Origin of the sequence: Rhizobacter terrae (assembly GCF_003852895.1) — a bacterium.
Taxonomy (GTDB): Bacteria; Pseudomonadota; Gammaproteobacteria; order Burkholderiales; family Burkholderiaceae_C; genus Albitalea; species Albitalea terrae.
Genome location: NZ_QUSW01000004.1, coordinates 142,030 through 168,548, shown reverse-complemented (window position 1 = coordinate 168,548; position 26,519 = coordinate 142,030). Strand labels below are relative to the sequence as shown.

The following is a 26,519-nucleotide window of genomic DNA, read 5'->3' as shown; positions in this document are numbered from 1 at the left end:
ATGCGACCTTCATCTCGCCTGAGTTCGTTTCGTCCTACCGTTTTGTGCGTCGCGCTGGCTGCCGCTTTGCAGGCCGGCTCCGCATGGGCGGTGGAACCCTTCCAGCTCAAAGACATCCGCGTCGAAGGCCTGCAACGCTCGGATGCCGGCACGGTCTTCGCCTCGCTGCCTTTCCGCGTGGGCGACACCTACACCGATGAGAAAGGCAGCGCCGCACTGCGCGCGCTGTTCGCCACGGGCCTGTTCAAGGACGTGCGCATCGAGGTCGAGGAGGGCGTGGTCGTCGTCATCGTCGAAGAGCGGCCCGTCATCGCCAACATCGACTTCCGCGGCCTGAAGGAATTCGACAAGGACACGCTGACCAAGTCGCTGAAGGACTTCGGCATCGGCGAGGGCCTGCCCTTCGACAAGGCGCTGGCCGACCGCGCCGAGCAGGAACTCAAGCGCCAGTACCTCACACGCAGCCTGTACGGCGCCGAGGTGGTGACCACCGTCACGCCTCAGGAACGCAACCGCGTGAACGTGACCTTCACCGTCACCGAAGGCACGGCCGCGCGCATCAGCGAGATCCGCATCGTCGGCAACCAGGCCTTCTCCGAGGGCACGCTCAAGGGCCTGTTCGACCTGAACGACGGCGGCTGGCTGAACTGGTACACCAAGGCCGACCGCTACTCGCGCGCCAAGCTCAACGCCGACCTGGAAACCCTGCGCGCCTACTACCTGAACCGCGGCTACCTCGAATTCAACGTCGAGTCCACGCAGGTGGCGATCTCGCCTGACAAGCAAGACATCACGATCACCATCAACATCAAGGAAGGCCAGCCCTACACCGTCACCGCGGTCAAGCTCGACGGCGACTACCTGGGCAAGGAAGAGGACTTCAAGACGCTGGTGACGGTCAAGCCCGGCCAGCCCTACCGTGCCGAGGCCGTGGCCGACACCACCAAGGCTTTCGTCGAGCGCTTCGGCACCTTCGGCTATGCCTTCGCCCGCATCGACCCGCGCACCGACATCGACCGCGCCACCGGGCAGGTGGTGCTCACGCTCTTCGCCGAGCCGCAGCGCCGGGTGTATGTGCGCCGCATCAACGTGGCCGGCAACAGCCGCACGCGAGATGAAGTGGTGCGGCGCGAATTCCGCCAGTTCGAGTCCTCCTGGTATGACGGACGCAAGATCAAGCTCTCGCGCGACCGCGTGGACCGCCTGGGCTACTTCAGCGAGGTCAACGTCGACACCGCCGAAGTGCCCGGCACGCAGGACCAGGTCGACCTGACCCTCACCATCAAGGAAAAGCCCACCGGCAACCTGCTGCTGGGCGCTGGTTTCTCCTCGGCCGACAAGCTGTCGCTCAGTGCGCAGATCAAGCAGGAGAACGTGTTCGGCTCGGGCAACTACCTGGGGCTGGAGCTGAACACCAGCAAGTCGCAGCGCACGCTGGTGCTCAGCACCATCGACCCGTACTTCACCATCGACGGCATCTCCCGCTCGCTGGACCTGTACTACCGAACCGTGAAGCCACTGAACAGCCAGGGCGAGGAGTACGAACTGGTGACGCCGGGCGCGTCCATCCGTTTCGGCGTGCCTTTCAGCGAACTCGACACCGTGTTCTTCGGCATCGGCTACGAGCGCACCGAGATCAAGGGCGACGTGGCGCTGCCGCAGAACTACTTCAACTACCGCGAGATCTTTGGCAAGGTCAGCAGCACCGTGCCGCTGACCATCGGCTGGACGCGCGATGGCCGCGACAGCGCACTGGTGCCCACCGACGGCACCTACCAGCGCCTGAACCTGGAAGCCGGCCTGCTGGGCGATGCCCGCTACTGGCGTGCCAACGCCCAGTACCAGCAGTACATCCCGCTGGGCCGCCGCTTCACCATCGGCTTCAACGCCGAGGCCGGCTGGGGCAAGGGCCTGAACGGCAAGCCCTATCCGATCTTCAAGAACTTCTACGGTGGAGGCCTGGGCACGGTGCGGGCCTTCGACCAGGGTTCGCTGGGCCCGGTGGACGTGATCGGCGCCTACATCGGCGGCAACCGCCGCATCAACGCCCAGACACAGCTGTATCTGCCTGTTCCGGGCACTGGCAACGACCGCACGCTGCGTTGGTTCGCCTACCTGGACGCCGGCAACGTGTGGGGCGAGCACGAGAAGATCACCGCCGGCAGCCTGCGTGCTTCCGCCGGCCTGGGCCTGAGCTGGATCTCGCCGGTGGGCCCGCTGCAGCTCAGTTACGGTCGTCCGATCCGCAAACAGCCGGGCGATAGAATCCAGCCTCTTCAATTCCAGATCGGGACCGCGTTCTGATGAAACTCTCCTATGTACTCATGACGGCCGTGATGGCCGTTGCAGCGGCCGTGGCTCCCGCGGCAGGCGCCCAGGAACTGAAGATCGGCTACGTGAACAGCGACCGCGTGCTGCGCGAGGCTGCCCCCGCCAAGGCCGCCCAGGCCAAGCTGGAAACCGAAGTGCGCAAGCGCGAGAAGGAACTGGGCGACATGGACGCCCGCCTCAAGGCCGCGGCCGACAAGCTCGAGAAGGACGTGCCCACGCTGTCCGAGTCCGAGCGCAACCGCCGCCAGCGCGAGCTGGTCGACCAGGACCGCGAGATCCAGCGCAAGAAGCGCGAGTTCCAGGAAGACATCAACCAGCGCAAGAACGAAGAGCTGGGCCAGGTGGTGGAACGCGCCAACCGCGTCATCAAGCAGATCTTCGAGACCGAGAAGTACGACCTGATCCTGCAGGAAGCGGTGTTCGCCGGCCCGCGCGCCGACATCACCGACAAGGTCATCAAGGCCCTCAACGCGCAAGGCGGCAAGTGATTGGCCATTGAGTTCACGCTGGGTGACATCGCCGCCCACCTCGGCGGCGAGCTGATCGGCGATTCCGCCGTCCGCGTCACCCGCATCGGCCCGCTGGAGGGCGCCACGCCCTCCACCATCTCCTTCCTCTCCAACCCCAAGTACCAGTCGCAGCTTGCCGCGTCGCAGGCGGCGTGCGTGCTCGTGTCTCCCGCCATGCGTGATGCGGCGGCGGCGCGCGGCGCGGCCATCGTGCTGGACGATCCCTACCTGGGCTTCGCGCGGCTGACGCGGCTGTGGGCGCAACGGCTGCGGCCGGCGGCGGCTGCGGGCGTGCATCCGAGCGCAGTGGTCGATGCGTCGGCCCGGATCGGGGCTGGTGTGCACATCGGCCCGCTGGCGGTCGTCGAGGCTGACGCAGTCATCGGCGACAACGCCGTCATCGGCCCGCACTGCGTGATCGGCCGCGCAGCCTCGGTGGGCGAGGGCACACGGCTCTCTGCCCACGTCACCCTCGGCTTCGGCTGCAGCATCGGCGGCCGGGGCATCGTGCATTCCGGGGTCGTGATCGGCGCCGACGGCTTCGGCTTCGCGCCTGTTCAAGGTCGCTGGGAAAAGATCGAACAACTGGGCAACGTGCGCATCGGCGACGACGTCGAGATCGGCGCCAACACCTGCATCGACCGCGGCGCGCTGGACGACACCGTGATCGAGAACGGCGTGAAGCTGGACAACCTCATCCAGATCGGCCACAACGTGCACGTCGGCGCCAACACCGCGATGGCCGGCTGCGCGGGCGTGGCCGGCAGTGCCACCATCGGCGCCAACTGCACCGTGGGCGGCGGCGCGATCGTGCTGGGCCACCTCACGCTGGCCGACAACGTGCACATCTCCGCGGCGTCCGTGGTCATGCGGTCCATCGGCAAGCCCGGGCAATACAGCGGCGTGTTTCCCATCGACGACAATGCGTCCTGGGAAAAGAATGCCGCCACCTTGCGCCAGCTGCACACCTTGCGCGAGCGGCTCCGAGCCCTCGAAAAGAAGACACCATGATGGACATCCACCAGATTCTCAAGAAGCTTCCGCACCGCTATCCCATCCTGCTGGTGGACCGCGTGCTGGAGATCGACAGCGGCAAGCGCATCAAGGCGCTCAAGAACGTCACGATCAACGAGCCCTTCTTCGAAGGTCACTTTCCGCACCGCCCGGTGATGCCCGGCGTGCTGATGCTCGAGGCCCTGGCGCAGGCCGCGGCCATCCTCTCGTTCGAGACCCTGGGCAAGACGCCCGACGACAAGACGGTGTACTACTTCGCCGGCATCGACGGTGCGCGCTTCAAGCGGCCGGTGGAGCCGGGCGACCAGCTCATCCTGGACGTGACGCTGGACCGCGCCAAGGCCGGCATCTTCAAGTTCTCGGCCAAGGCGCTGGTGGGCGACGAGCTGGCCGTCGAGGCCGAGCTGATGTGCACCATGCGCACCATCGCCTGACGCGCCGAGCCCACCATGGCGAACATCCACCCCACCGCGATCATCGAGCCGGGCGCGCAGCTCGGCGACAGCGTGACCATCGGGCCGTACAGCATCATCCGGGCCCATGTGAGCATCGGTGAGGGCACGACGGTGGGGCCGCATTGCGTGATCGAGGGCCACACGACCATCGGCCGCGACAACCGCATCTACCAATTCGCCTCGCTGGGCGGGCACCCGCAGGACAAGAAGTACGCCAGCGAACCCACGCGCCTGGTGATCGGCGACCGCAACACCATCCGCGAGTTCTGCACCTTCAACATCGGCACGGTGCAGGACGAAGGCGTCACCTCGCTGGGCGACGACAACTGGATGATGGCCTACACCCACCTCGCGCACGACTGCCGCGTGGGCAACAAGACCATCTTCGCCAACAACGCGCAGATCGCCGGCCACGTGGTGGTGGGCGACTGGGCCATCCTCGGGGCGTACACCAACGTCCACCAGTTCGTGAAGATTGGCGCCCACGCCATGACCGGCATGGGCACCAGCCTGCAGCAGGACGTGCCGCCTTTCGCCATGGTGCAGGGCAGCCCGCCGGCGGCGCGCAGCTTCAACCTCGAAGGCCTCAAGCGCCGCGGCTTCTCGGCCGAGCGCATCGCAGCGGTCAAGCAGATGCACAAGCTGCTGTACCGCCAGGGGCTGACGCTGGAAGCAGCCCGCGAGGCCATCGAGGCGCTGGCGCAGGAGACGCCGGAGGCGGCAGATGATGTCGCGCTGATGAGCGGTTTCCTCAACCAGGCCACCCGCGGCATCGTTCGCTGATCATGGCTCCGCGATTCGCGATGGTGGCCGGCGAGGCCTCGGGCGACTTGCTGGCCAGCCTGCTGCTGGGCGGCTTGAAAGCGCGCTGGCCCGGCCTGACGGCCGCAGGCATCGGCGGCCCCAAGATGGCCAGGCAGGGTTTCCAGGCCTGGTGGCCGCATGAGAAGCTGGCCGTGCGCGGCTATGTGGAGGTTCTCAGGCACTACCGCGAGATCGTGGGCATCCGCGACCAACTGGCCGAGCGGCTGCTGCGCGACAGGCCCGATGCCTTCATCGGCGTCGATGCACCGGACTTCAACCTCGACCTCGAAGCGCGCCTGAAGGCCGCCGGCATCAAGGCCATCCACTTCGTCAGCCCGTCGATCTGGGCCTGGCGCGGCAAGCGGGTGGAAAAGATGCACCGCGCCGTCGACCACGTGCTGTGCCTGTTTCCCTTCGAGCCGGAGATCTACGAACGCCACGGCATCGCCGCGAGCTACGTCGGTCATCCGCTGGCCGATGCGATTCCGCTGGAGGTGCCGCGCGACGCCAGCCGGCAGGTGCTGGGCCTGACCCCGCAAGACACCGTGGTCGCGTTGCTGCCGGGCAGCCGCCGCTCGGAAATCCAGTACATCGGCGCCAGTCTGGTGGCCGCCGCGGTCGAGATGAACAGGCGGCGTCCGGGCCTGCGGTTCATCCTGCCCGTCGCACCCGGCCTGCGCCCCATGATCGAGCCCCTGCTGGCGCCGCATGCCGGGCGGGTCCGGGTCGAACTGCTCGACGGCCGCTCCCATGAAGCCCTCGCCGCTTGCGACGTCACGCTGGTCGCCAGCGGCACCGCCACGCTCGAGGCCGCGCTCTTCAAGCGCCCCATGGTCATCGCCTACAACATGCACTGGCTGAGCTGGCAGCTCATGAAGCGCATGAAGTACCAGCCCTGGGTGGGACTTCCGAACATCCTTCTCAGGGATTTCGCCGTGCCCGAGCTGTTGCAAGCCGAGGCCACTCCCGCGAAACTGGCCGAGGCCGCGCTGGCCTGGCTGGACGACCCCGCCCGCTGCGAGGCGGTCCAGCGCCGGTTCCAGGCGCTGCACCTCGAACTGCGCCGCAACACTGCACAAGCTGCCACTGATGCCATCCAGAAGATCCTCCAAGCCTGAGCAACTGGGCCTGAGCTTCCCGGTGGAAGGCCTGATCGCCGGCGTCGACGAAGCCGGCCGCGGTCCGCTGGCCGGGCCGGTGGTGGCCGCGGCGGTCATCCTCGATGACGCCAAGCGCATCCGCGGGCTGAACGACTCCAAGCAGCTCACCGCGCTGCAGCGCGAGCGGCTGTACGACCAGATCCGCGACAAGGCGCTGTGCTGCGCCATCGGCGAGGCCAGCGTCGAGGAGATCGACACCATCAACATCCTGCAGGCCACGCTGCTGGCGATGCGCCGCGCGGTGGAAGGCCTGCGCCTGAAGCCGGCCAAGGTGCTGGTGGATGGCAACCAGCTGCCGAGGCTGAAGATCCACGCCGAAGCCATCATCGGCGGCGACGCGACGGTGAAGTGCATCAGCGCCGCGTCCATCATCGCCAAGGTGCACCGCGACCGCATGCTGCTGCAGCTGCACGAGCTGCATCCGCAGTACGGCTTCGATGCGCACAAGGGCTATTCGACGCCGCAGCACCTGGCGGCGCTCAAGCAGCATGGCGCCTGCGCCGTCCACCGCCGTTCGTTCGCGCCGGTGCGCGAGGCGCTGGGCCTGGACCGCGCCGCGGGATGACACAGGCCAAGTCCATCACCTCGCGCGACAACCCCTTGCTGGTTCGGCTGCGCAAGCTGGCCGGCGACCCCGGGGCCTACCGCAAGCTGGGCGAGGTGTGGATCGAGGGCGACCACCTGTGCTCGGCGCTCCTGCAGCGCGGCGGCAAGCCGGCGCAGGCCGTCATCACCGAGCTGGCGTGGGACCAGCCCGCCTTGCGCACACTCGCTGAGCAGGCGGCCGCGGTGGCGGTCATTCCGCAAGCACTGATGGACGGGCTGAGCACGCTCGAATCTGCGGCGCCCATCGGCTTTGTCGTGCCGTGGCAAGGGAGTGCAGCCCTGGAGCCCGACGCGCCCACCATCGTCCTCGACCGCCTGCAGGACGCCGGCAACGTCGGCACCATCCTGCGCAGTGCATCGGCCTTCGGCTTTGCCCAGGTGGTGGCGATCAAGGGCACGGCGGCGCTGTGGTCGCCCAAGGTGCTGCGCGCCGGCATGGGCGCGCACTTCGGCCTGCGCCTGGTGGAGGGCGTCGATTCTCTGCAGGGCCTGCGCGTGCCGCTGCTGGCCGCCAGTTCGCATGCAAAGGGCGCCATCCACGACACCCGCTTGCCCTGGCCCTGCGCCTGGGTGATGGGCCACGAAGGGCAGGGCGTGTCCGATGCGTTGATGCGCCAGTGCGCGATGACGCTGCGCATCCCCCAGCCCGGCGGCGAGGAGTCGCTCAACGTGTCGATGGCCGCGGCCATCTGCATGTACGAATCCTCGCGGCAGCGCTTGCCGCACCACCCCTAACCTGCTCCCCCTAGAACACCGGATCTCGCCAAATGGTGGGATGTTCATTCCTGCGCGGCCGCCTAAGTTGTCAGGACACGGACCCGCCAGGGAGGCATCCAGATGTCCGACAGTGCCAGCAGCAACATCCCCTGGGCCAGCCTCGCGGTGCTGGCCGCCTTCGTGTCCAGCACCCTGCTCGTGCCGCAGGCCTTCGAGCACATGCGCCCGCCCGAGAAGGAGCGTGCGCAACCGGCCCTGTCCAGCGAGCTGGAGGTGGATGCGCGCCTGTGGGAAGACCCCTTCATGGCCTGGCGGCGCACAGAATCCGAACGCCGGGAGCGCTGCGAGAAGGAGCGGCAGTCCGGGGCCAAGACCATCCCGAAGGACTGTGACGAGCACCAGGTGCACGAGCGCCGCAGCCCCGACAGCCTGTTGGCCGCCATGCGCCGCACGGTCGAGGAGGTCGAGACCGGCACCGCACCCGAAGAGGCACGCATCGATGCATCGGTGATGAGTTCGGGCACGGCGCCAGGCGTGGTGCACAAGATGTCCTTCTCGCCGCCGGCGCCGAAGGCCGAGGCCGCCATGGCAGACCACCTCGTGATGGCGGTGATGGTGCCCGGCAATCCGTTCGTCGGCGCCGAGGAGGCGCGGCGGCGCACGCGCTACGCCATCCTGTCAGGCCTGCAGGCCAAGCACTATCTGCCGGTGAACGCAGAGCGCATGGGGCTGCTGGAGTTCCGGTGGGATGAACAGGATCGCCGTCGCCATGGCGGGGCGGCCAAGGCGTCGCACCTTGCCAAGGCAGCGCCAGGCGGCAAGGAGTCCATCGACACCTTCGTCGCACCCTACGAGCTGCTGCTGCCGAGCTCGCATGCCCGCGGCAGTGCCGAGGCCAGCTACCGCAGCATCGCCGTGCTGTGGATCAACGAGGCGGCATTGCCCACGCCCAAGCTGGATGCCTTTGCGCACGTGCTGCACGATGTCTTCGAGAAGGCCGCGACGCCGCCCCGGCTGGCGGTGATCGGACCGTCCGGGTCGGACGCCCTGCAGGTCGCCTTGCACGACCTGGCCGAGGCGGCGGACGAGCATCGGCCGGTGGAGGAGGGCGCGCGGCGCGGCTACGTGCACCTGGCGCATGCGGAGATCTTCAGCCCCTCGGCCACCGTGCCCGATCGTGAGCTGACCGAGTTGACCCGCTGGCGCAACGCCCAGGTGCCCGAGGCCGCCAAGGGATCGGACGACCTGCCGGCCAGGCGCCAGCGCCGATCGCGCGACCTGGAGCGGTTCCTGACCGAGAAGCTGGCCCTGCTCCTTCCGGCGGGGGACAAGCCCACGGTGCACATCGAGCGCACCATCGCCACCGACAGCCTGCTGCTGAAGAGCCTGGTGAGCGAGCTGCGGCTGCGCCTGCCGCCGCATTCGCCGCGCCGCATCGTGCTGCTGGCCGAGCGCGACTCGCTGTATTCGCAGGCCCTGGTGTCGCAGTTCCGGGCGAGGCTCGCCAAGGCGAACTGGCAGTCGCGCGAGGCCTGTGGCTACGAGAACGTGATGGCCGGTCCTTCCGACCGCGAGCCGCCGGAGGTGGAGGTGGCCTACTTCTACCGGGGCATCGACGGCGTGACCATGCGCGAAGGCGGCGACAAGGTCGGCGAGCAGACCGGCACCAGGCGCCAGGGCCCCATCGAATGGCCCGAGGCGCGCGACCAGCTCGACTACCTGCGCCGCATCGCGGGCACGCTCAAGGACAGCGAGACGCACGCTGTCTACGTGGACGACTCGAACGGGCAGAAGGTGCGCAGGCAGCCAGCACCCATCGGCGCCATCGGCATCTTCGCGCTGGACGTGCACGACAAGCTGCTGGTGCTGCAGGCCCTGCGCGACAACTTCCCCGACAAGGTGTTCTTCACGACCGACATGGATGCGCGCTACCTGCATCCCGAGGTGGTGGGCTTCACGCGCAACCTCGTCATCGCGTCGAGCCTGCCGACCTCGTTTCCCAATCCGAAGGCGCAGGACGGCGTGCCGCCGTTCCGCGACGTGTACCAGTCCTCGGCCTTCGTGGCCGCACGGCGGGCGGCCTGCCGAGCCGCCGATTGCAAGGAGCAGGAGGCGGCGCTCTTCAAGCCGGCGCTGGATTGCCCATCGGTCTACGAAGTGGGCCGGACCGGTCCGTTCGCGGTGCAGGGCTACGACCTGCAGGCACGCCCCACGCCCGCCACGGGGCTGCGTGCGGTGGTGGCCGCGCTGCTGATCTTCGTCATCGCCTTCGCGCTCTTCGTGTGGCCGTCCACGCCGGCGATGGTGTCGGCGCGGTCCTTCCTGCTCGACGAGCCTTCGCCCCTGCCTGGTGACCAGTCGGGACTGAAGGCGGGCAGCGCGGTCATCGTGGCCATGCATTTCGCCTTGCTGGTGTTCATCGTCGGCTCGGTGCTGGAGTTCGTGAACCAGGCGGGGCTCGGGCTTGCGCACATCGGCCAGGTGGCGGCGTGGGTGTCGGCCGCGGTGTGTGTGGGGCTGCTCTTGCTGCGCATCGAGCGCAAGCAGGCCGCCGAGGACGCGACGCGCGCAGCCCGGTGGCGAGCGCGACTGGGCGTCGATCCGCGGCGGCGGATGGCGCTCAGCGGCGCGGCGGTCGTCGGCGTGGTGAGCGTGGCGGTGTGGAGCCTCTGGCCGAAACCGCTGTCGCAGCCCTGCCAGGACTGCGAGCCCGCGGCGTGGATCGAAGGCATCAGCGCCTGGCCGTCGCACCTGCTGCACATCATGGCGATGTTCGTCATCCTGTGGGCGCTGGACGACCTGTGGTCCCACGCACGCCGCTCGCGCCGGCTGGACAAGGAATGGCTTGCCGCCGGGCAGATCGGCTCATGCGGGCAGGCGCTGCCGGCCGGTCCCTGGGCGCGATGCCGCCACTGGATCGAGAGCAACACGCTGCTGCTGTGGCGACGCAGTGATGGTCTGGGCGTGGACTTCCAGGACCTGTGGTGCCAGTACGAGCACCGCGGCCGGGGCCGCGCGCGGCTGGCGAGGGTGATGTTCGGCTGGGTGGCCACCACCGTCATCGTCTACCTGCTGTTCACCGGCTTCAGCGAAGGCTACGTGCCGGAAGTGCCGGTGCGTGGGCTCGGCCATCGCCGGCTGATCGCGGGGACGTTCTACGCGTTGCTCGCACTGCTGCCGCTGCTCGTGTTCGCGGTGGCCGATGCGCACATGCTGGCATGCCGCTTCATCTGGCACCTGAAGGGCGCGAGGAGTTTCTACCCCGAACCCACGCTCAGGCGTTTCGCGAGGGAGTTGGGAGACAAGCAGGTCGATGCATGGATGGCGCACGTCGCGGCCGACCCTGCCCAGCGCAGCGATGCGCCCGCCAACGATGCCTCGCCGCACACGCTGCTGGACGACTGGATCGACATGCAGGTGGTGGAGCGCCGCACGGCCTTGGTCGCGCCGCTCATCATCGGCCCGTTCATCGTGCTGGCGCTGATGGTGGTGGCGCGCAGCCGGCTGCTGGACGCCTGGGCGGTGACCATGCCCATCGCGCTGGCGGTGGCAGGCTACTGCGCGTGGCTCATCGGCCTGGCGGCCTTGCTGCGGCATGCGGCGCAATCGGCGCGTGACGTGTCGCTGGAGCGGATGAAGGCCGACCTGCGCTGGCTGCGCGGGGCGGGACCGGCACGGCAGCAGCTCGTCGGGCCGTTCAGCAGGCTGATCCAGTCGGTGGAGAACAACCGCAGCGGCGCCTTCGCGTCATTCTTCGATCAGCCGCTGTTCAAGGCCTTGCTGGTGCCGCTGGGCGGCGCGGGCGGTGCACAGCTGTTCGACCAGCTGCTGCTGGCGCGTTGATGCGCTTCAGTACATCAGCCGGTCGGGCCGGATGTCGCGCAGGATGGTCGTCGCGATCTCCTCGATCGACTTGTGCGTCGACGACAGCCAGGCGATGCCTTCGCGCCGCATCATCGTTTCGGCCTCGCGCACCTCGTAGCGGCAGTTCTCGATGGACGAGTACTTGCTGTTGGGCCGGCGCTCGTGGCGGATCTGGTTGAGCCGCTCCGGGTCGATGGTCAGGCCGAAGCACTTGGCCTTGTGCGGCGCGAGCGAGGACGGAAACTTGCCGCGCTCGAAGTCTTCGGGGATGAGCGGGTAGTTGGCCGCCTTCACGCCGTGCTGCATCGCCAGGTACAGCGAGGTGGGCGTCTTGCCGCTGCGGCTCACGCCCACGAGGATCACGTCCGCCGATTCGAGGTTCTTGGCCGACTGCCCGTCGTCGTGCGCCAGCGAGAAGTTGATGGCCTCGATGCGGTCGGTGTATTCCTGGCTCTTGGCCACGTCCGAGAAGCGCCCCACGCGGTGGTTCGACGTGATGCCGAACTCCGCTTCCAGCGGCTCGATGAAGGTGTTGAACATGTCCAGCACAAGCCCCTTGGACAGGTCCTTCACGATGGCCAGCACCTCGCGGTCCACGAGCGTGATGAACACGATCGGCCGCTTGCCCTCGACCTCGGCGGTGTGGTTGATCTCTCGCACCACCTGATGCGCCTTGTCCACCGTGTCGATGAAGGGCCGGCGCACGTGGCGCGGCTTGGCGGCGAACTGGTTGAGGATGGAGTTGCCGAAGGTCTCGGCGGTGATGCCGGTGCCGTCGGAGACGAAGAAGACAGTGCGGTTGGGCATGGACATGCGCTGGCCTTGGAGGAATTCCAACGCAGCCATCATAGAACCTAGGCCGGTGACTTCGCCTTGCCTTTCATGAGGTGGATGAGCTGCTCGATGGCTGGCCATTCCGCGGGCGATGCCAGCTGGGTGCGCAGCATGGATTCGCGCTCCAGCTCCTTCAGGCGCCACTCGATCTCCCGCAGGATGGTCGTGAGCTCCATGTGCAGGTGCGGGTCGGGCTGCAGGCACAGCTGGGCGATGAGCTCCTCGGGCCTGCCGGCATCCATGCCGGTGCTGGAGAACGCGACCTGGATGCTCTTGAGCCGGTCCATGCCCTGGGCGATGACTGGCTTGACCTTGTCGCTCATCACGCCCATCTGCTTGATGAGCGTCTCCTGCCCCGCGCGGAAGCGCTGCAGGGTGGCCTGGATGCGCTGCACCCGCGGCAGGCTGGACATCATCAGCTCCGTGGTGTTGTGGATGGTGGCGCTGGCGCTTTCCTGGTGGGCCGCGTTGGAGATGGCATTGATGAAACCGCGCCCGAACTCGCCGGGGATCAGCTTCATGGCGATCGAAGCACGCGTGAGCGGACGCGGGTGGCCCGACTCGATCAGGCCGACCAGCAGCTCGGCGGTGGCCAGCACCTGGCCGTTCATCGTGAACTTGTCGGCCTGCAGCCGCAGCGGGTAGCCGAAACCGTCCAGGCGTTCATGGTGCTGGAGCACCGCCTGTGCCACGGCGATGCCGGCGCCTTGCATGTCCTTCAGCAGGCGGTGTGCCACGATGGGATGGGTGACGATGTGCCGCCACTGCTCCGGCGCGAGCCGCACGCCCTTGGCCAGGAAGGCCGGGTCGATGTAGAGCTCGCCCACATCGTGCAGCAGGCCGGCCAGCACCAGGGTGGCGGCCTCTTCGGGCCGGTCGCGCATGACCTCGGCGGCCAGGCTCTGCGCCAGCAGGCAGACGGTGACGGCGTGGTTGAGCTTGTCGCTGCGGTGTTCGCAGTAGACGGTGAGCAGGGACTCGACCGGCTGGGTCAGCCGCACGCGGCGCATTGCCGCCACGAAGCTCTCCGCCCGGGATCCGCACAGGTGATGCAAGGCGTCGGAGGCGTGCAGGAGCTGCTCGGCCGCCTGCGACAGCCGCAGGTTGATGCCGCCGGTGACGCGCACGCACTCTTCCAGCGGCTTGCGCAGCTTGTGCGACAGCAGCCGATCGCGCACGTTGGCATCGATGCGCGCACCCTTGGCCAGCAGCTTCATGCCGTTGCGCGCCAGGATGTCTTCGCTGGCTTCCACGAGTTGTGTCTCGGAAGTCGCGACCACGTGGTCCAGGTAATGCCGGTTGACTTCGTCTGAAACGTCCAACGGAGGCTCCCTACCGGGTTCTTTTGATCACGTGGTTTTTCGGCGGGTTGTCGGACTTCTTGACCCTGGGCGACTCCACCTGTGCTGCAGTTCACGATCAGGGCAGTTGGTGCGCTGTCCGCCCAAGCCCGGTGTTTCCAAAGGTCAGCGCAATCTCAGGGGCATCCCCTAGAATCCCCGGCAACATCTCGCGAACTTCGTTGCCCATGCGCGCCCCCACCTCCCCACAACAACTTCGAACATCGAAGTGGGACGGCCCATGCCCCTTGCACGACGCGGGAGCCCCGGTTTTTCAACCTCTCGGAGCTTTCCCATGTCTTCACCCCGCTTTGAGGCGACCGCCCTGGTCGTTCCGTTTGAGCACCTGAGAATGGCCGACGTCGAGTCGGTCGGCGGCAAGAACGCCTCCCTCGGCGAAATGATCAGCCAGCTGGCAGCCTCGGGCGTTCGCGTCCCGGGCGGCTTTGCCACCACGGCGCACGCCTTCCGGCAGTTCCTGAAGCACAACGGCCTGGCCGACCGCATCAATGCGAAGCTGGCCGTGCTGAACACCGACGACGTGCGCGCGCTGGCCGAAGCCGGCGCGCAGATCCGCCAGTGGGTCGAGGAAACACCGTTCCCGCCCGACCTGCAGGCGGCCATCGAAGCCGAGTTCAAGAAGCTGACCGCGGGCAACCCCGGCGCGTCGTTCGCCGTGCGTTCGTCGGCCACCGCCGAAGACCTGCCCGACGCCAGCTTCGCCGGCCAGCAGGAGACCTTCCTCAACGTCGTGGGCATCGATGAGGTGCTGCACAAGATGAAGGAGGTCTTCGCCTCCCTCTACAACGACCGCGCCATCAGCTACCGCGTGCACAAGGGTTTCGCGCACAGTGACGTGGCCCTGTCGGCCGGCGTGCAGCGCATGGTGCGCTCCGACCTGGGCTCGGCCGGCGTGATGTTCACCATCGACACCGAGAGCGGCTTCAAGGACGTGGTGTTCATCACCTCCAGCTACGGCCTGGGCGAGACGGTGGTGCAGGGCGCCGTGAACCCCGATGAGTTCTACGTGCACAAGCCGGCGCTGAAGAACGGCAAGCTGCCCATCATCCGCCGCAACCTGGGCTCCAAGCTCATCAAGATGGAGTTCGCCACGCCCGACGAGAAGAAGGCCTCGGGCAAGCTGGTGAAGACGGTGGACACCGCGCCCGAGCAGCGCAACCGCTACTCGCTGACCGACCTGGACGTGATCGACCTGGCGAAGTACGCGCTGATCATCGAGCAGCACTACGGCCGTCCGATGGACATCGAGTGGGGCAAGGACGGCGGCGACGGCCAGCTGTACATCCTGCAGGCCCGCCCGGAGACGGTGAAGAGCCAGCAGGAGGGCAAGGCCGAGCAGCGCTACAAGCTCAAGGGCACGGGCACGGTGCTGGCCGAAGGCCGCGCCATCGGCCAGAAGATCGGCACGGGGCCGGTGCGCATCGTGCACAGCATCTCCGAGATGGACAGCGTGCAGGCCGGTGACGTGCTCGTGACCGACATGACCGACCCGAACTGGGAGCCGGTGATGAAGCGGGCCTCGGCCATCGTCACCAACCGCGGCGGCCGCACCTGCCACGCGGCCATCATCGCGCGCGAGCTGGGCATCCCGGCGGTGGTGGGTTGCGGCGATGCGACCGAGACGCTGAAGGACGGCGCGCTGGTCACCGTGGCCTGCTCCGAGGGCGACACCGGCTACATCTACGACGGCCTGCTGGAGACCGAGGTGAGCGAGGTGCAGCGCGGCGAACTGCCGTACTGCCCGATCAAGATCATGATGAACGTGGGCAACCCGCAACTCGCCTTCGACTTCGCGCAGATGCCGAATTCGGGCGTGGGCCTGGCGCGGCTCGAGTTCATCATCAACAACAACATCGGTGTCCACCCCAAGGCCATCCTCGACTATCCGAACATCGACATCGACCTGAAGAAGGCGGTGGAGTCGGTGGCGCGCGGGCATGCATCGCCGCGGGCGTTCTACGTGGACAAGCTGGCCGAAGGCGTGGCGACCATCGCCGCCGCGTTCTGGCCCAAGCCGGTCATCGTTCGCCTGTCCGACTTCAAGAGCAACGAGTACCGCAAGCTCATCGGCGGTTCGCGCTACGAGCCCGAGGAAGAGAACCCGATGCTGGGCTTCCGCGGCGCGTCGCGCTACATCAGCGAGGAGTTCGGCGAGGCCTTCGCCATGGAGTGCGAGGCGCTCAAGCGCGTGCGCAACGACATGGGCCTGAACAACGTCGAGATCATGGTGCCCTTCGTGCGCACCCTGGGCCAGGCCGAGAAGGTGGTGGGCATGCTGGCCGAGCGCGGCCTCAAGCGCGCTGCTGCCGGCGGCACCGACGGCCTGCGCGTGATCATGATGTGCGAGGTGCCCAGCAACGCCATCCTGGCCGAGCAGTTCCTGCAGCACTTCGACGGCATGTCCATCGGTTCCAACGACCTGACGCAGCTCACGCTGGGCCTGGACCGCGACTCCGGCCTGGAGCTGCTGGCACGCGACTTCGACGAGCGCGATCCGGCCGTGAAGGCCATGATCTCGCGCGCCATCGCAGCCTGCCGCGCCGTGGGCAAGTACGTGGGCATCTGCGGCCAGGGCCCCAGCGACCATCCGGACTTCGCCGACTGGCTCGCGCAAGAAGGCATCGTGTCGATCTCGCTCAACCCGGACACGGTGGTCGAGACCTGGCAGCGACTGGCCAAGCGTTGAAAGAATTACGCAGCTTCGCGGTGCGCCCGACGATGTGAAGCGCGGTGCAAGGTGCTCGCCTTTGGTGAGCCTTGCACCGCATTCGCGAGGATGTGCGAGCGGCATCCGCGACTGTGTAACGCTTCCCCCTGAGCGCGGGGTGTCCATGCTCGATTGTTACGACGGTGATGACTATGCTGACATCCAGCATCGTCGTTCACTGGGAGTCGTCCATGAGAGTTCGCCACCTCCTCGCTGTTGCGGTACTTGGCTGTACCAGCCTCGGCGCGTCGGCCGTTTCGGTCTTTGACTTCGCCAACCTGAAGTACAGCGGCGGTGTCTCCAGCGGTTTCCTGCCGACCGACGGCGTCTACTGCACGGGGGGTGACCTGTGCAGCTCCAGTGTCGACACCAATGTTCTCGGAGACGACCTGACCTTCGTCTCCGGCGGCGTCACGGTTCACGCGACGGGCTTCTACAACACCACGCAGGTCGCCGTGGTGCAGGACCACGAGAACAAGTACGACCCGGCGCGCAAGATCGGCGCGGGCCTGGGTGTCTACCACCACTGGAAGGACACCGCGGACGACAACATCACCAGCTTCGAGTCCCTGGTGCTGAACTTCGATCGGGCGGTGGTCATCAACGCGATCGGCCTGGCCTCCGAAGGCCACAGCGCCGGCGGCTGGGTCCCTGGCGCGACCTTCCTGCTCAATGGCGTGAACATGGCCTTGCCGGCGGGCTCCGGGTCGATTTCCCCGGGGTTCCTCGCCTCGGGCACGACCTTCAGCTTTGCGTTCGGCGGCGCGGTGCCCGACCAGTTCTATCTCAGCTCGATCACGGTGACGCCGGTGCCGGAGCCCGAGACCTGGGCCTTGATGGCCTTGGGATTGGGCCTGCTCGGTGTGGCGAGGCGCCGCAAGGCCTGACGGACCCTACGGTTGCTGGCGCAGGGCCAGCATCATCAGGTCCTTGCCGAGGCGCTTGTCGCCGAGCTTGATGGCGTGCGGCAACTGCCCGTAGCGCACGAAGCCGGCCTTCTCGTACAGGCCCACGGCGGCCTGGTTGCTGGAGGTCACTGAGAGGGTCAGCAGTTCCAGCTCCGGCACGGACCTGGCCTGCGCGAGCGTGGCGGCTATCAGTGCGCGGCCGATGCCGTGTCCTTGCAGGTTGGGGCGCACCATCATGCCGATGATGTGCCCGACGTGGCGCACCTTCAGCCGCGCGTCACGTTCGCAGCTGATGGCGCCCACCAGTTCGCCGCCGCGCCATGCGCCGAAGCTGAATCGCGCGGCGTCGCCCTCGGCCTCGAAACGCGCGACGTAGGCATTGGCCGGCTTGGCGCGTTCGGATTCGGCATCGGAAGTGAAGGCATCGGGGAACCCATCGAGCATGTCGTCGCGCAAGCGCTTGTAGGCCTCGGCGTCCGGGGCCAGGAGCCGGCGGATGTCGATGTCATTCGCCATCGTGGGCCCACTGAGCCTGCTGGAGCTCGTCCAGCGTGTTGATGTTGAAGAAGGCGCTGGCGTCATCGAAGAGCACATGCACCCCGCGCTGCTGGCTGACCCACAGGCCGATCTTGCTCTGGCCCGAACCGGTGAAGGCCTGGATGGCCGGCATCAGCGAGGTCTTGAGCAAACAGAAGACGGGCTGGATCTGCTCGCCCGATGCGTCGCGTGTGACAGCGATCGCGAGGTCGGCGCCGCGCGCCTGCACCTGGGCGCCCAGCCGCGCGACGAGGTCCGGCGGAAATGCCGGCGTATCGCAGGGCACCGTCACCATCCAGGGCGTTTCGCAGCGCGCGAGTCCCGCCAGGAAGCCCGCCAGCGGGCCGGGGTGGTCGGGCAGGGTGTCCGGCACCACGGGCACGCCCAAGCGTTCGTAGGCCTGCACATGGCGATTGGCATTGACCATCACGCGGCCGACCTGCGGCCGCAGCCGCTGCAGTGCATGCGCCACCAGCGGCTGTCCGCGGTACATCTGCAGGCCCTTGTCGGCGCCGCCCATGCGCGTGCCGCGGCCACCCGCGAGGACAAGGCCGGTGATGTCGCCGATGGGAATGGCCGCGCTCATCAACCGCCGATGTAGTGCATCTCGACGCGCTTGCCGCCCGATGAGGTCTCAGGCGGCAATGCACTGCGCAGTTCGGAGTAGCGATCGTCGCGCGACTGCCAGATGTGGCCGATGGCGGCAGCGAGCTGCTCATCGGAGTAACCGCCGCGCAGCAGGGCGCGAAGGTCCTGCCCGCGGGTGGCGAACAGGCACAGGAAGAGCTTGCCCTCGGTGGTGAGCCGGGCGCGGTTGCAGTCGCGGCAGAAGGCCTGGGTGACGCTGGAGATCACGCCGATCTCGCCGCTGCCGTCGCGGTAGCGCCAGCGCTCGGCCGTCTCGCCGCTCACGCTGGCCTGCAGCGGCTCCAGCGGAAACTCCGCCGCGATGCGCTTGAGCACCTCGGCCGACGGCAGCACCTGGTCCATGCGCCAGCCATTGGTGGCGCCCACGTCCATGTACTCGATGAAGCGCAGCACGATGGACGAGCCCTTGAAGTGCCTTGCCATCGCCAGGATCTCGTGGTCGTTTACGCCGCGCTGCACCACCATGTTGACCTTGATCGGCCCGAGCCCCACGCGCTCGGCGGCGTCGATGCCGCGCAGCACCTCGGCCACCGGGAAGTCGGCGTCGTTCATGCGGCGGAAGATCGTGTCGTCCAGTGCATCCAGGCTGACGGTGATGCGGCGCAGGCCCGCGTCCTTGAGCGCCTGGGCCTTCTTCGCGAGCACCGACCCGTTGGTGGTGAGCGTGAGGTCCAGCGGCTCGCCCTCGGGCGTGCGCAGCCTGGCGAGCATGTCCACCAGCACTTCCAGGTTCTTGCGCAGCAGCGGCTCGCCGCCCGTCAGGCGGATCTTGTGCACGCCATGCGAGACGAAGACGCGGGCGACGCGCTCGATCTCCTCGAAGCTCAGCAGCGAGGAGTGCGGCAGGAATTCGTAGTGCTTGTCGAAGACCTCGCGCGGCATGCAGTAGCTGCAGCGGAAGTTGCAGCGGTCGGTGACCGAGATGCGCAGGTCGCGCAGCGGCCGGCCCAGGCGATCGACGACGCTGCCATCGGCCGGCAGCGCATTCGAGGGAATGTGCGGCACCGAGGCGGCGTAGCGGTGGTCGGCGAGCGGAATGACTTTATCGCCCATGGCCCGATTGTGCCCGCCTGCGGCACAGGCTGCTGTCCCGCAGGCGCTGAGACCTTGGCCTAGCGCAAAGTCGTAGGCGCGGATGCCGCTTCGGCGGCGGCTGGCGCAGCGGCCAGGGCTTCGACCCGGCGCGCGCCGGTGAAGCGCTTCTTCCAGTAGGCGAGGTCCATGGCCTCCACCCGCACCTCGCCGCCGGCGCGCGGCGAGTGGATGAACTTGCCTTCGCCGACATAGATGCCCACGTGCGAGAAGGTGCGCTTGAGCGTGTTGAAGAACACCAGGTCGCCTGGCTTGAGTTCATCTCGGCTCACGGGCACCAGGCCCGGCGCGTGCGCCTGCTGGTCGGCCTTGCGCGGCAGCACCAGGCCCAGGCTCAGCTCGAAGATGTGGCGGGTGAAGCCGCTGCAGTCGAAGCCCGATTCCTCGCTGTTGCCCCCGCGCTTGTAGGGCACGCCCATGAAGTTCATGGCAGTCAGCACCATGTCGGACGCGCCGTCGCGCACGCGTTCGGCGATGTTGGGCTTGTTGGGGCCGCTGCCGTTTGCCGGTGCCACGGGGCTCATCGACGGGGTCGCCAGGGCGGCCATGGTCACGGGCGGCGTGAGCGCGATGTCGGCCAGGAACCGGCCGATGCGCTCGGGCTGCTTGTCGGTGTCGGGCCGGGCGTTGGCGTTGCTGCCAGCCAATGCCGCCGACAGCGCGAGCACCGCGGCGGCGACGATGGACACAGGGCGCCGCCGGGGCTGATGGTCGAAATCTCGCATTGGCCGCAAGGATACTGGGCTCCACCATCTGACCGACCTTTGATTTACACCTGGAAAACCCGGAATCGTGACAACCAGTAGTCAGGTTCATCTGATGAAATGGACTGTGGACAAACTCACAGGCAGTCGGGGTGACCATGATGTCTTTCGCGGATTTCCATCGCCGTTCCATCGCCGATCGTGACGGCTTCTGGGCCGAACAGGCCCGGCTGATCGACTGGCACCGGCCATTCGACACGGTGTGCGAATACAGCAAACCACCGTTCGCGAACTGGTTCGTGGGCGGGCAGACCAACCTGTGCCACAACGCGGTGGACCGGCACGTGGCCACCCGGCCGGACCAGAACGCGCTCATCTTCGTCTCCACGGAGACGAACGAGGAGCGGACCTACAGCTTCCGCCAGCTGCATGACGAGGTGCAGGCGATGGCGGCCGTGTTGCTCTCGCTGGGTGTGATGCGTGGCGACCGCGTGCTCATCTACATGCCGATGATTCCTGAAGCGGCCTTCGCGATGCTGGCCTGCGCGCGCATCGGTGCCATCCATTCGGTGGTCTTCGGCGGCTTCGCCAGCGGCAGCCTGGCCAGCCGCATCGACGATGCGCAGCCCACGGTCGTCGTGAGCGCCGATGCCGGTAGCCGGTCGGGCAAGGTGGTGGCCTACAAGCCCTTGCTGGACGAAGCCATCCGCTTGGCGGCGTACAAGCCGTCCAAGGTGTTGCTGGTGGACCGCGGTCTCGCGTCGATGCAACTGGAGCCCGGGCGCGACGAGTCCTATGCCGCGCTGCGCGAGAAGCACCTTGGCGCGCAGGTGCCCTGCACCTGGCTGGAGTCGACCGAAGTGAGCTACACGCTCTACACGAGCGGCACCACCGGCAAGCCCAAGGGCGTGCAGCGCGACACCGGCGGGTACGCCGTGGCGCTGGCCGCCAGCATGAAGCACATCTTCATGGGCGAGCCGGGCGAGACCTACTTCTCCACCAGCGACATCGGCTGGGTGGTGGGGCACAGCTACATCGTCTACGGACCGCTCATCGCCGGCATGGCGACCATCATGTACGAGGGGCTGCCCATCCGGCCCGATGCAGGCATCTGGTGGAGCCTGGTCGAGAAGTACAAGGTGACGTCGATGTTCAGCGCGCCCACTGCCGTGCGCGTGCTCAAGAAGCAGGATCCGAAGTACCTGAAGCAGCATGATTTGAGCTCGCTCAAGGCCTTGTTCCTGGCCGGCGAGCCGCTGGACGAAACCACCGCGAAGTGGATCGCCGACGGCCTGGGCAAACCGATCATCGACAACTACTGGCAGACCGAGACGGGCTGGCCCATCCTCACCATCGCCAACGGCGTCGAACGTGCACCGAGCAAGTTCGGCAGCCCGGGCGTGCCCATGTACGGCTACGACGTGAAGCTCATCGACGAGACCACCGGGCAGGAACTGCGCGGGGCAGGGCACAAGGGCGTGGTGGTCATCGAAGGGCCGCTGCCGCCCGGCTGCATGCAGACCGTGTGGCGCGACGACGAGCGCTTCGTGAAGACCTACTGGAGCACCGTGCCGGGGCGGCTGGTCTACAGCACCTTCGACTGGGGCATCCGCGACGAGGACGGGTACTACTTCATCCTCGGGCGCACCGACGACGTGATCAACGTGGCCGGCCACCGGCTGGGCACGCGCGAGATCGAGGAAAGCATCTCCAGCCATCCCAACGTGGCCGAGGTGGCGGTGGTGGGCGTGGCCGACTCGCTCAAGGGCCAGGTGGCGATGGCCTTCGTGGTCGCCAAGGATGCCGGCGGCCTCACGGATGACCTTGCCAGGCTTCGGCTCGAAGGCGAGATCATGAAGACGGTGGACCAGCAACTGGGCGCGGTGGCGCGGCCTGCGCGGGTGCACATCGTCAACGTGCTGCCCAAGACGCGCTCGGGCAAGCTGCTGCGGCGGGCCATCCAGGCCGTGTGCGAGCGGCGCGACCCGGGCGACCTGACGACCATCGAAGACCCGACCGCGCTGGCGCAGATCCAGGCGCTGGTGGCTGGCCCGGCATGACGGGCCGCAGTTCATCCCTCGGAAACCGCAGTTCATCGCATTCCCGGCCGAACCTGGGTCCAACCCGCAGGCCGGCCGCCTGAAGCCCCGGCGACAATTCGGCGTTTCCCGCCCACGAGGCGGGATATTCACTTTGATCGCTGGAGATCCGATGCGACCCCAACTTCCGCTTGCCCTCGCCGCAGCCCTCGTTACCTCGGCAGCCGCCTTCGCGGCCCCCACGCTGCCCGGTCCTGCCTTCCCGAATTTTGCCGATGCCAAGGCGGTGGAGACTGCCTGCCAGAGCGGGCTCGACGGCGCTGCCAAGCACGTCAAGGCACTCGAAAAGCATGCGCCCGATGCCAAGTGGCCGGCAGCCTCCGACGCGCTCAATGCCTACATCGAGGACGTCTCCAACCCCATCGACCTGCTGGTGTACGTGCACCCGGACAAGGCGATCCGTGACGCGGCGCAGGCCTGCGTGCTGAAGTGGCAGGACTTCCTGTCCACCCTCGGGCAGAACGAGACGCTCTACAAGGCCGCGGCCAAGGTCAAGCCGCGCAACGACATCGACCGCGAGTTCATGCGCGTGACGCTCGACCAGTTCGAGGACGCCGGCGTGAGCCTGCCGGCCGACAAGCGCGCCCGGGCCAAGCAGATCATCGACCGCATCACCGAGCTGGACCAGCAGTTCAACAAGAACATCCGCGACACCAACACGAAGGTGCCGTTCACGGCCGAAGAGCTGAAGGGCGTGCCGGAGAACGTCTGGAAGGACAAGCCGCGCGACGACTCGGGCCACTACTTGCTGGGCCTGGACTACCCGACCTACCTGCCGGTGCTCGACCGCGCGGACGATGCCGCTGCACGCGAGCGCATCTACCGCGCCAAGCTGAGCGAAGGCGGCGAAGGCAACCTCAAGCTGCTCAACGAGATCGTGCAGTTGCGCCGCGAATACGCCGGGCTCTTCGGCATGAAGAGCTACGACGACTTCCAGCTGCGCCGCCGCATGTCGGAGAGCACGGCCAACACGCTGCGCTTCCTGGACGACGTGAAGGGCGCAGTGAAGGAAGGCGAGGCCAAGGACCTGGCCGAGCTGCGCGAGGCCAAGGCCAGGCACCTGGGCACGCCGCTGGAGCAGACCAAGCTGGAGCGCTGGGACTGGTCGTACTACACCGAGCGCGTGCGCCAGGCCAAATACGCCGTCGACCAGGACGCCTTCCGCCAGTACTTCCCGCCGCAGGAGAGCCTGCAGTTCATCATGAAGGTGGCGGAGAACATGCTGGGCATCAAGTACACCCGCGTGCCGGCCAAGCTCTGGCATGAGGACGTGCAGGCCTACGCCGTGAGCGACGCCAAGAGCGGCAAGCCCCTGGCCACACTGCTGGTGGACATGTATCCCCGCGACGGCAAGTACAACCACGCCGCGGTGTGGAGCTACCGCAATGGCTCGACGCTGCAGAACCGCGTGCCGCAAGCCGCCTACGTGGTGAACATGGACCGCAAGGGCCTGTCGCTGTCGGAGCTGGAGACGATGCTCCACGAGATGGGTCACGCGCTGCACAACAACCTGTCGGCCACGCGCTATGCGGCGCAGGCCGGCACGAGCGTGAAGCGCGATTTCGTCGAAGCGCCTTCGCAGATGCTGGAGGACTGGGTCTACGACAAGAAGGTGCTGAAGCTCTTCCAGACCGTGTGCGCCAACTGCAAGCCGGTGCCGGACGAGCTCGTCGACAAGGCCATCGCCGCGCGCGACTTCGGCAAGGGCGCCCGCTTTGCCCGCCAGCACCTGTACGCCAGCTACGACCTCGCGCTGCACTCCGCCGACGCACCGGAAGCGATGGCCACCTGGGTCAAGATGGAAGGCGCGACGCCCCTGGGCCACGTGCAGGGCACGATGTTCCCGGCTGGTTTTTCGCACGTGACGGGCGGCTACGGCGCCGGTTACTACGGCTATCTCTACAGCCTGGTGGTGGCGATGGACCTGCGGACTGCCTTCGAGGCGAATCACCTCGATCCGGTGGTGGGCGGGCGGTATCGCAAGGATGTGCTGTCGCAGGGGGGGCAGAAGCCGCCCAAGGAGCTGGTGAAGAACTTCCTGGGTCGTGAGACGAACTCGAAGGCGTTCTACGACTATCTGAAGAAGTGATGTCGTTCTCTTGGTGATGAGGGGCCGCTTGTTTGGCGGCCCTTTTTCTTTCTCGACGGTTTGGGTGGGGGGAGGAATGGGGTGGGGGTCTGCGGACGCAAGCGGGGCTTGCTGACTGTCCGCAGACCCCCTACCCAGTCGCCCCTCAACCCGAAGGTTGCGTCAGCCTAGAGAACTTCGCTAGCGAAATCAGCCAGCCGAGACCGTTCCCCACGAGCCAGCGTCACGTGCCCCGAATGCGGCCAGCCCTTGAAGCGGTCGACGGCATAGGTGAGGCCCGAGCTGCCTTCCGTCAGGTAGGGTGTGTCGATCTGCGCCAGGTTGCCCAGGCACACGATCTTCGTGCCCGGACCCGCCCGCGTGATGAGCGTCTTCATCTGCTTGGGCGTCAGGTTCTGGGCCTCGTCGATGATCACGAACTTGTTCAGGAACGTGCGCCCGCGCATGAAGTTCAGGCTCTTGATCTTGATCTTGCTGCGCACGAGATCATTGGTCGCTGCACGGCCCCACTCGCCGGCGCCGCCGTCGCTCTTGGACAGGACCTCCAGGTTGTCGTCCAGAGCGCCCATCCACGGGCTCATCTTCTCTTCCTCCGTGCCCGGCAGGAAGCCGATGTCCTCGCCCACCGGCACCGTCACGCGGGTGACGATGATCTCAGTGTAGCGGCGCTCGTCCATCACCTGCGACAGGCCGGCGGCCAGCGTCATCAGCGTCTTGCCGGTGCCTGCGGTGCCGGTGAGCGTGATGAAGTCGCACTCCGGGTCCATCAGCAGGTTGAGGGCGAAGTTCTGCTCGCGGTTGCGCGCGGTCACGCCCCACACGGCGTTCTTGTTGTGGGTGTACTCGCGCAGCGTGCGCAGCACCGCCGTCTTGCCGGTGATCTCGGTGACCTTGGCGTACAGCGGGGCGGCGCCCGGGGCCTCGAGGTACACGAACTGGTTCACGAGCAGCGCGGGCACCATCGGGCCGCTGATGCGGTAGAAGGTGTAGCCGCCCTGGTTCCAGCTTTCCATGGTCTTGCCATGGCGGTCCCAGAAGTCGGCCGGCAAGGGCAGCACGCCGGTGTACAGCAGGTCGCCGTCGTCCAGCGTCTTGTCGTTGTGGTAATCCTCGGCGGGCAGGCCCAGGGCGCGGGCCTTGATTCGCATGTTGATGTCCTTGGACACCAGCACGACGTCGCGCTTGGAGTTCTGGTCGCGCAGGGCCTGGACCACACCCAGGATCTGGTTATCGGCCTTGCCTTGCGGCAGTCCCGCGGGAAGGCTGACGTTGACCAGGTTGGTCTGGAAGAAGAGCTTGCCCGCGGCTTCGCGGTGGCCGGTGCGCGACAGCGGCAGGCCTTCGGACATGCCGCTGGCATCGCGCGTGCCCATGGCGGCGGCCAGCGCGTCCAGGTCGCGGCTGACTTGGCGGGCGTTGCGCGACACCTCGGTCATGCCACGCTTGTGGGCGTCCAGTTCCTCCAGCGTGATCATCGGCAGGTAGATGTCGTGCTCGTCGAAGCGGAACAGCGACATCGGATCGTGCATGAGGACGTTGGTGTCCAGCACGAAGAGCTTGGGCGGGCCGTCGCCGCGGGGCTTGCGGGCGCGAGGCTCCGGCGCGGGGCGCTTGGCCGCAGCTGCTGCCGGACGGGGCTCGGCGACCTTGGGCGCCAGCGGTGCGACAGCCTCCGAGGTTTCGGCCAGCAAGTGGAGCTCAGGCGGCGACGCGGGTTCGGCCGATGCGAGTGTCTTCTGTGAACGTTTGCCCGGTTTGGGCGCGGCCTGCGAGTCGAAGTCGGATTGGGTCAGTAGTGCGGCACGTTTGGCAGGCGGCTTGGGGAGTGGCATGAGAAGAGGCGGCTCCGTTGCGTTTCAGAAGAAAAAAAGCCGCACAGTCGCCTGTGCGGCTTGATGGAGAGAGTGCGCGTTTCACAACTCACGGGCATGACCCATTATGCACATCGCGGCTTCGGCCACAACCGGTTGTCGCATCGGGGCCAACGTGACTGGGAATGACTTGCATTGCCATGGAAATGTCACGTTGAAGAAATGACAAAGCCGGCCCAGGGCCGGCTTTGTCTTGAGAGCAGCGGTCA

20 protein-coding genes are annotated in these 26,519 nt (G+C 67.2%); 13 read left to right on the top strand and 7 right to left on the bottom strand.

Annotated features, from left to right (window positions below; genetic code table 11):
• The 9 genes from bamA to DZC73_RS29735 all read left to right on the top strand — a co-directional run bounded on the left by bamA (window position 1) and on the right by DZC73_RS29735 (window position 11,439).
• The gene (bamA, locus tag DZC73_RS15630; RefSeq protein ID WP_124541287.1) at window positions 1–2,304 is read left to right on the top strand and encodes an outer membrane protein assembly factor BamA; all 2,304 of its coding nucleotides are present in this window, start codon (window positions 1–3) and stop codon (window positions 2,302–2,304) included.
• The gene (locus DZC73_RS15625; protein WP_407924106.1) at window positions 2,304–2,819 is read left to right on the top strand and encodes an OmpH family outer membrane protein; all 516 of its coding nucleotides are present in this window, start codon (window positions 2,304–2,306) and stop codon (window positions 2,817–2,819) included. Before bamA ends, DZC73_RS15625 begins: the two co-directional genes overlap by 1 nt.
• Window positions 2,820–2,825: 6 nt before the next feature.
• Complete coding sequence (lpxD, locus tag DZC73_RS15620; RefSeq protein ID WP_124541655.1) at window positions 2,826–3,851, top strand: UDP-3-O-(3-hydroxymyristoyl)glucosamine N-acyltransferase; 1,026 nt, start codon at window positions 2,826–2,828, stop codon at window positions 3,849–3,851.
• Window positions 3,848–4,288, top strand: a complete 441-nt coding sequence (gene fabZ, locus DZC73_RS15615; RefSeq protein WP_124541286.1) for a 3-hydroxyacyl-ACP dehydratase FabZ — start codon at window positions 3,848–3,850, stop codon at window positions 4,286–4,288. Before lpxD ends, fabZ begins: the two co-directional genes overlap by 4 nt.
• A 15-nt stretch (window positions 4,289–4,303) precedes the next feature.
• Entirely contained in the window at window positions 4,304–5,092 is a 789-nt protein-coding gene (lpxA, locus tag DZC73_RS15610; RefSeq protein ID WP_124541285.1) for an acyl-ACP--UDP-N-acetylglucosamine O-acyltransferase, read from the top strand.
• Window positions 5,093–5,094: 2 nt separating this feature from the next.
• Window positions 5,095–6,231 carry a lipid-A-disaccharide synthase gene (gene lpxB / locus DZC73_RS15605; RefSeq protein WP_235835149.1) on the top strand — a complete coding sequence of 379 codons (1,137 nt, stop codon included), beginning with the start codon at window positions 5,095–5,097 and terminating at the stop codon, window positions 6,229–6,231.
• On the top strand, window positions 6,203–6,838 hold the full coding sequence (gene rnhB, locus DZC73_RS15600) for a ribonuclease HII (protein ID WP_124541284.1): 636 nt from the start codon (window positions 6,203–6,205) through the stop codon (window positions 6,836–6,838). The genes lpxB and rnhB overlap by 29 nt, the downstream gene beginning before the upstream one ends.
• Complete coding sequence (locus DZC73_RS15595) at window positions 6,835–7,614, top strand: TrmH family RNA methyltransferase (protein WP_124541283.1); 780 nt, start codon at window positions 6,835–6,837, stop codon at window positions 7,612–7,614. The genes rnhB and DZC73_RS15595 overlap by 4 nt, the downstream gene beginning before the upstream one ends.
• A 102-nt stretch (window positions 7,615–7,716) precedes the next feature.
• Complete coding sequence (locus DZC73_RS29735) at window positions 7,717–11,439, top strand: hypothetical protein (protein WP_161974608.1); 3,723 nt, start codon at window positions 7,717–7,719, stop codon at window positions 11,437–11,439.
• A gap of 6 nt (window positions 11,440–11,445) precedes the next feature.
• Here the strand turns inward: DZC73_RS29735 and ppsR are convergent, their stop codons facing one another.
• Both ppsR and DZC73_RS15580 read right to left on the bottom strand, forming a co-directional pair.
• On the bottom strand, window positions 11,446–12,267 hold the full coding sequence (ppsR, locus tag DZC73_RS15585) for a posphoenolpyruvate synthetase regulatory kinase/phosphorylase PpsR (RefSeq protein ID WP_124541653.1): 822 nt from the start codon (window positions 12,265–12,267) through the stop codon (window positions 11,446–11,448).
• A 47-nt stretch (window positions 12,268–12,314) separates the two neighbouring features.
• On the bottom strand, window positions 12,315–13,616 hold the full coding sequence (locus DZC73_RS15580) for an HD-GYP domain-containing protein (RefSeq protein ID WP_124541282.1): 1,302 nt from the start codon (window positions 13,614–13,616) through the stop codon (window positions 12,315–12,317).
• Between the two features lie 313 nt (window positions 13,617–13,929).
• On the opposite strand from DZC73_RS15580, the gene ppsA reads away from it, so the two are divergent.
• Together ppsA and DZC73_RS15570 are read left to right on the top strand one after the other, a co-directional pair.
• The gene (ppsA, locus tag DZC73_RS15575; RefSeq protein ID WP_124541281.1) at window positions 13,930–16,341 is read left to right on the top strand and encodes a phosphoenolpyruvate synthase; all 2,412 of its coding nucleotides are present in this window, start codon (window positions 13,930–13,932) and stop codon (window positions 16,339–16,341) included.
• 212 nt (window positions 16,342–16,553) lie between these two features.
• Window positions 16,554–17,249 (top strand): PEP-CTERM sorting domain-containing protein, encoded by a 696-nt coding sequence (locus DZC73_RS15570; protein WP_161974607.1) that lies wholly within the window; start codon window positions 16,554–16,556, stop codon window positions 17,247–17,249.
• 6 nt (window positions 17,250–17,255) lie between these two features.
• Here the strand turns inward: DZC73_RS15570 and DZC73_RS15565 are convergent, their stop codons facing one another.
• From DZC73_RS15565 to DZC73_RS15550, 4 genes are read right to left on the bottom strand one after another with little or no spacing between them, the layout of a single operon-like run.
• On the bottom strand, window positions 17,256–17,786 hold the full coding sequence (locus tag DZC73_RS15565) for a GNAT family N-acetyltransferase (protein ID WP_161974606.1): 531 nt from the start codon (window positions 17,784–17,786) through the stop codon (window positions 17,256–17,258).
• Window positions 17,776–18,393 carry a molybdenum cofactor guanylyltransferase MobA gene (gene mobA / locus DZC73_RS15560; protein ID WP_124541278.1) on the bottom strand — a complete coding sequence of 206 codons (618 nt, stop codon included), beginning with the start codon at window positions 18,391–18,393 and terminating at the stop codon, window positions 17,776–17,778. The genes DZC73_RS15565 and mobA overlap by 11 nt, the downstream gene beginning before the upstream one ends.
• Entirely contained in the window at window positions 18,393–19,508 is a 1,116-nt protein-coding gene (gene moaA / locus DZC73_RS15555) for a GTP 3',8-cyclase MoaA (protein WP_124541277.1), read from the bottom strand. The genes mobA and moaA overlap by 1 nt, the downstream gene beginning before the upstream one ends.
• 59 nt (window positions 19,509–19,567) lie before the next feature.
• Entirely contained in the window at window positions 19,568–20,236 is a 669-nt protein-coding gene (locus tag DZC73_RS15550) for a C40 family peptidase (protein WP_235835147.1), read from the bottom strand.
• A gap of 173 nt (window positions 20,237–20,409) precedes the next feature.
• Between DZC73_RS15550 and DZC73_RS15545 the strand changes: the two genes are divergently transcribed.
• Both DZC73_RS15545 and DZC73_RS15540 read left to right on the top strand, forming a co-directional pair.
• Window positions 20,410–22,311, top strand: a complete 1,902-nt coding sequence (locus DZC73_RS15545) for a propionate--CoA ligase (RefSeq protein ID WP_124541651.1) — start codon at window positions 20,410–20,412, stop codon at window positions 22,309–22,311.
• A gap of 151 nt (window positions 22,312–22,462) precedes the next feature.
• Complete coding sequence (locus DZC73_RS15540) at window positions 22,463–24,439, top strand: M3 family metallopeptidase (RefSeq protein ID WP_124541276.1); 1,977 nt, start codon at window positions 22,463–22,465, stop codon at window positions 24,437–24,439.
• A 167-nt stretch (window positions 24,440–24,606) separates the two neighbouring features.
• Here the strand turns inward: DZC73_RS15540 and DZC73_RS15535 are convergent, their stop codons facing one another.
• Complete coding sequence (locus DZC73_RS15535) at window positions 24,607–26,271, bottom strand: PhoH family protein (RefSeq protein ID WP_124541275.1); 1,665 nt, start codon at window positions 26,269–26,271, stop codon at window positions 24,607–24,609.
• Window positions 26,272–26,519: the final 248 nt, after the last annotated feature.

Excerpts from the sequence above, each read along its gene's own strand:
- bamA (WP_124541287.1), top strand. The coding sequence starts at position 1 with ATGCGACCTTCATCTCGCCTGAGTTCGTTTCGTCCTACCGTTTTGTGC.
- DZC73_RS15625 (WP_407924106.1), top strand. The coding sequence starts at position 2,304 with ATGAAACTCTCCTATGTACTCATGACGGCCGTGATGGCCGTTGCAGCG.
- fabZ (WP_124541286.1), top strand. The coding sequence starts at position 3,848 with ATGATGGACATCCACCAGATTCTCAAGAAGCTTCCGCACCGCTATCCC.
- lpxA (WP_124541285.1), top strand. The coding sequence starts at position 4,304 with ATGGCGAACATCCACCCCACCGCGATCATCGAGCCGGGCGCGCAGCTC.
- lpxB (WP_235835149.1), top strand. The coding sequence starts at position 5,095 with ATGGCTCCGCGATTCGCGATGGTGGCCGGCGAGGCCTCGGGCGACTTG.
- rnhB (WP_124541284.1), top strand. The coding sequence starts at position 6,203 with ATGCCATCCAGAAGATCCTCCAAGCCTGAGCAACTGGGCCTGAGCTTC.
- DZC73_RS15595 (WP_124541283.1), top strand. The coding sequence starts at position 6,835 with ATGACACAGGCCAAGTCCATCACCTCGCGCGACAACCCCTTGCTGGTT.
- DZC73_RS29735 (WP_161974608.1), top strand. The coding sequence starts at position 7,717 with ATGTCCGACAGTGCCAGCAGCAACATCCCCTGGGCCAGCCTCGCGGTG.
- ppsR (WP_124541653.1), bottom strand. The coding sequence starts at position 12,267 with ATGCCCAACCGCACTGTCTTCTTCGTCTCCGACGGCACCGGCATCACC.
- ppsA (WP_124541281.1), top strand. The coding sequence starts at position 13,930 with ATGTCTTCACCCCGCTTTGAGGCGACCGCCCTGGTCGTTCCGTTTGAG.
- DZC73_RS15570 (WP_161974607.1), top strand. The coding sequence starts at position 16,554 with ATGAGAGTTCGCCACCTCCTCGCTGTTGCGGTACTTGGCTGTACCAGC.
- DZC73_RS15565 (WP_161974606.1), bottom strand. The coding sequence starts at position 17,786 with ATGGCGAATGACATCGACATCCGCCGGCTCCTGGCCCCGGACGCCGAG.
- mobA (WP_124541278.1), bottom strand. The coding sequence starts at position 18,393 with ATGAGCGCGGCCATTCCCATCGGCGACATCACCGGCCTTGTCCTCGCG.
- moaA (WP_124541277.1), bottom strand. The coding sequence starts at position 19,508 with ATGGGCGATAAAGTCATTCCGCTCGCCGACCACCGCTACGCCGCCTCG.
- DZC73_RS15545 (WP_124541651.1), top strand. The coding sequence starts at position 20,410 with ATGATGTCTTTCGCGGATTTCCATCGCCGTTCCATCGCCGATCGTGAC.
- DZC73_RS15540 (WP_124541276.1), top strand. The coding sequence starts at position 22,463 with ATGCGACCCCAACTTCCGCTTGCCCTCGCCGCAGCCCTCGTTACCTCG.
- DZC73_RS15535 (WP_124541275.1), bottom strand. The coding sequence starts at position 26,271 with ATGCCACTCCCCAAGCCGCCTGCCAAACGTGCCGCACTACTGACCCAA.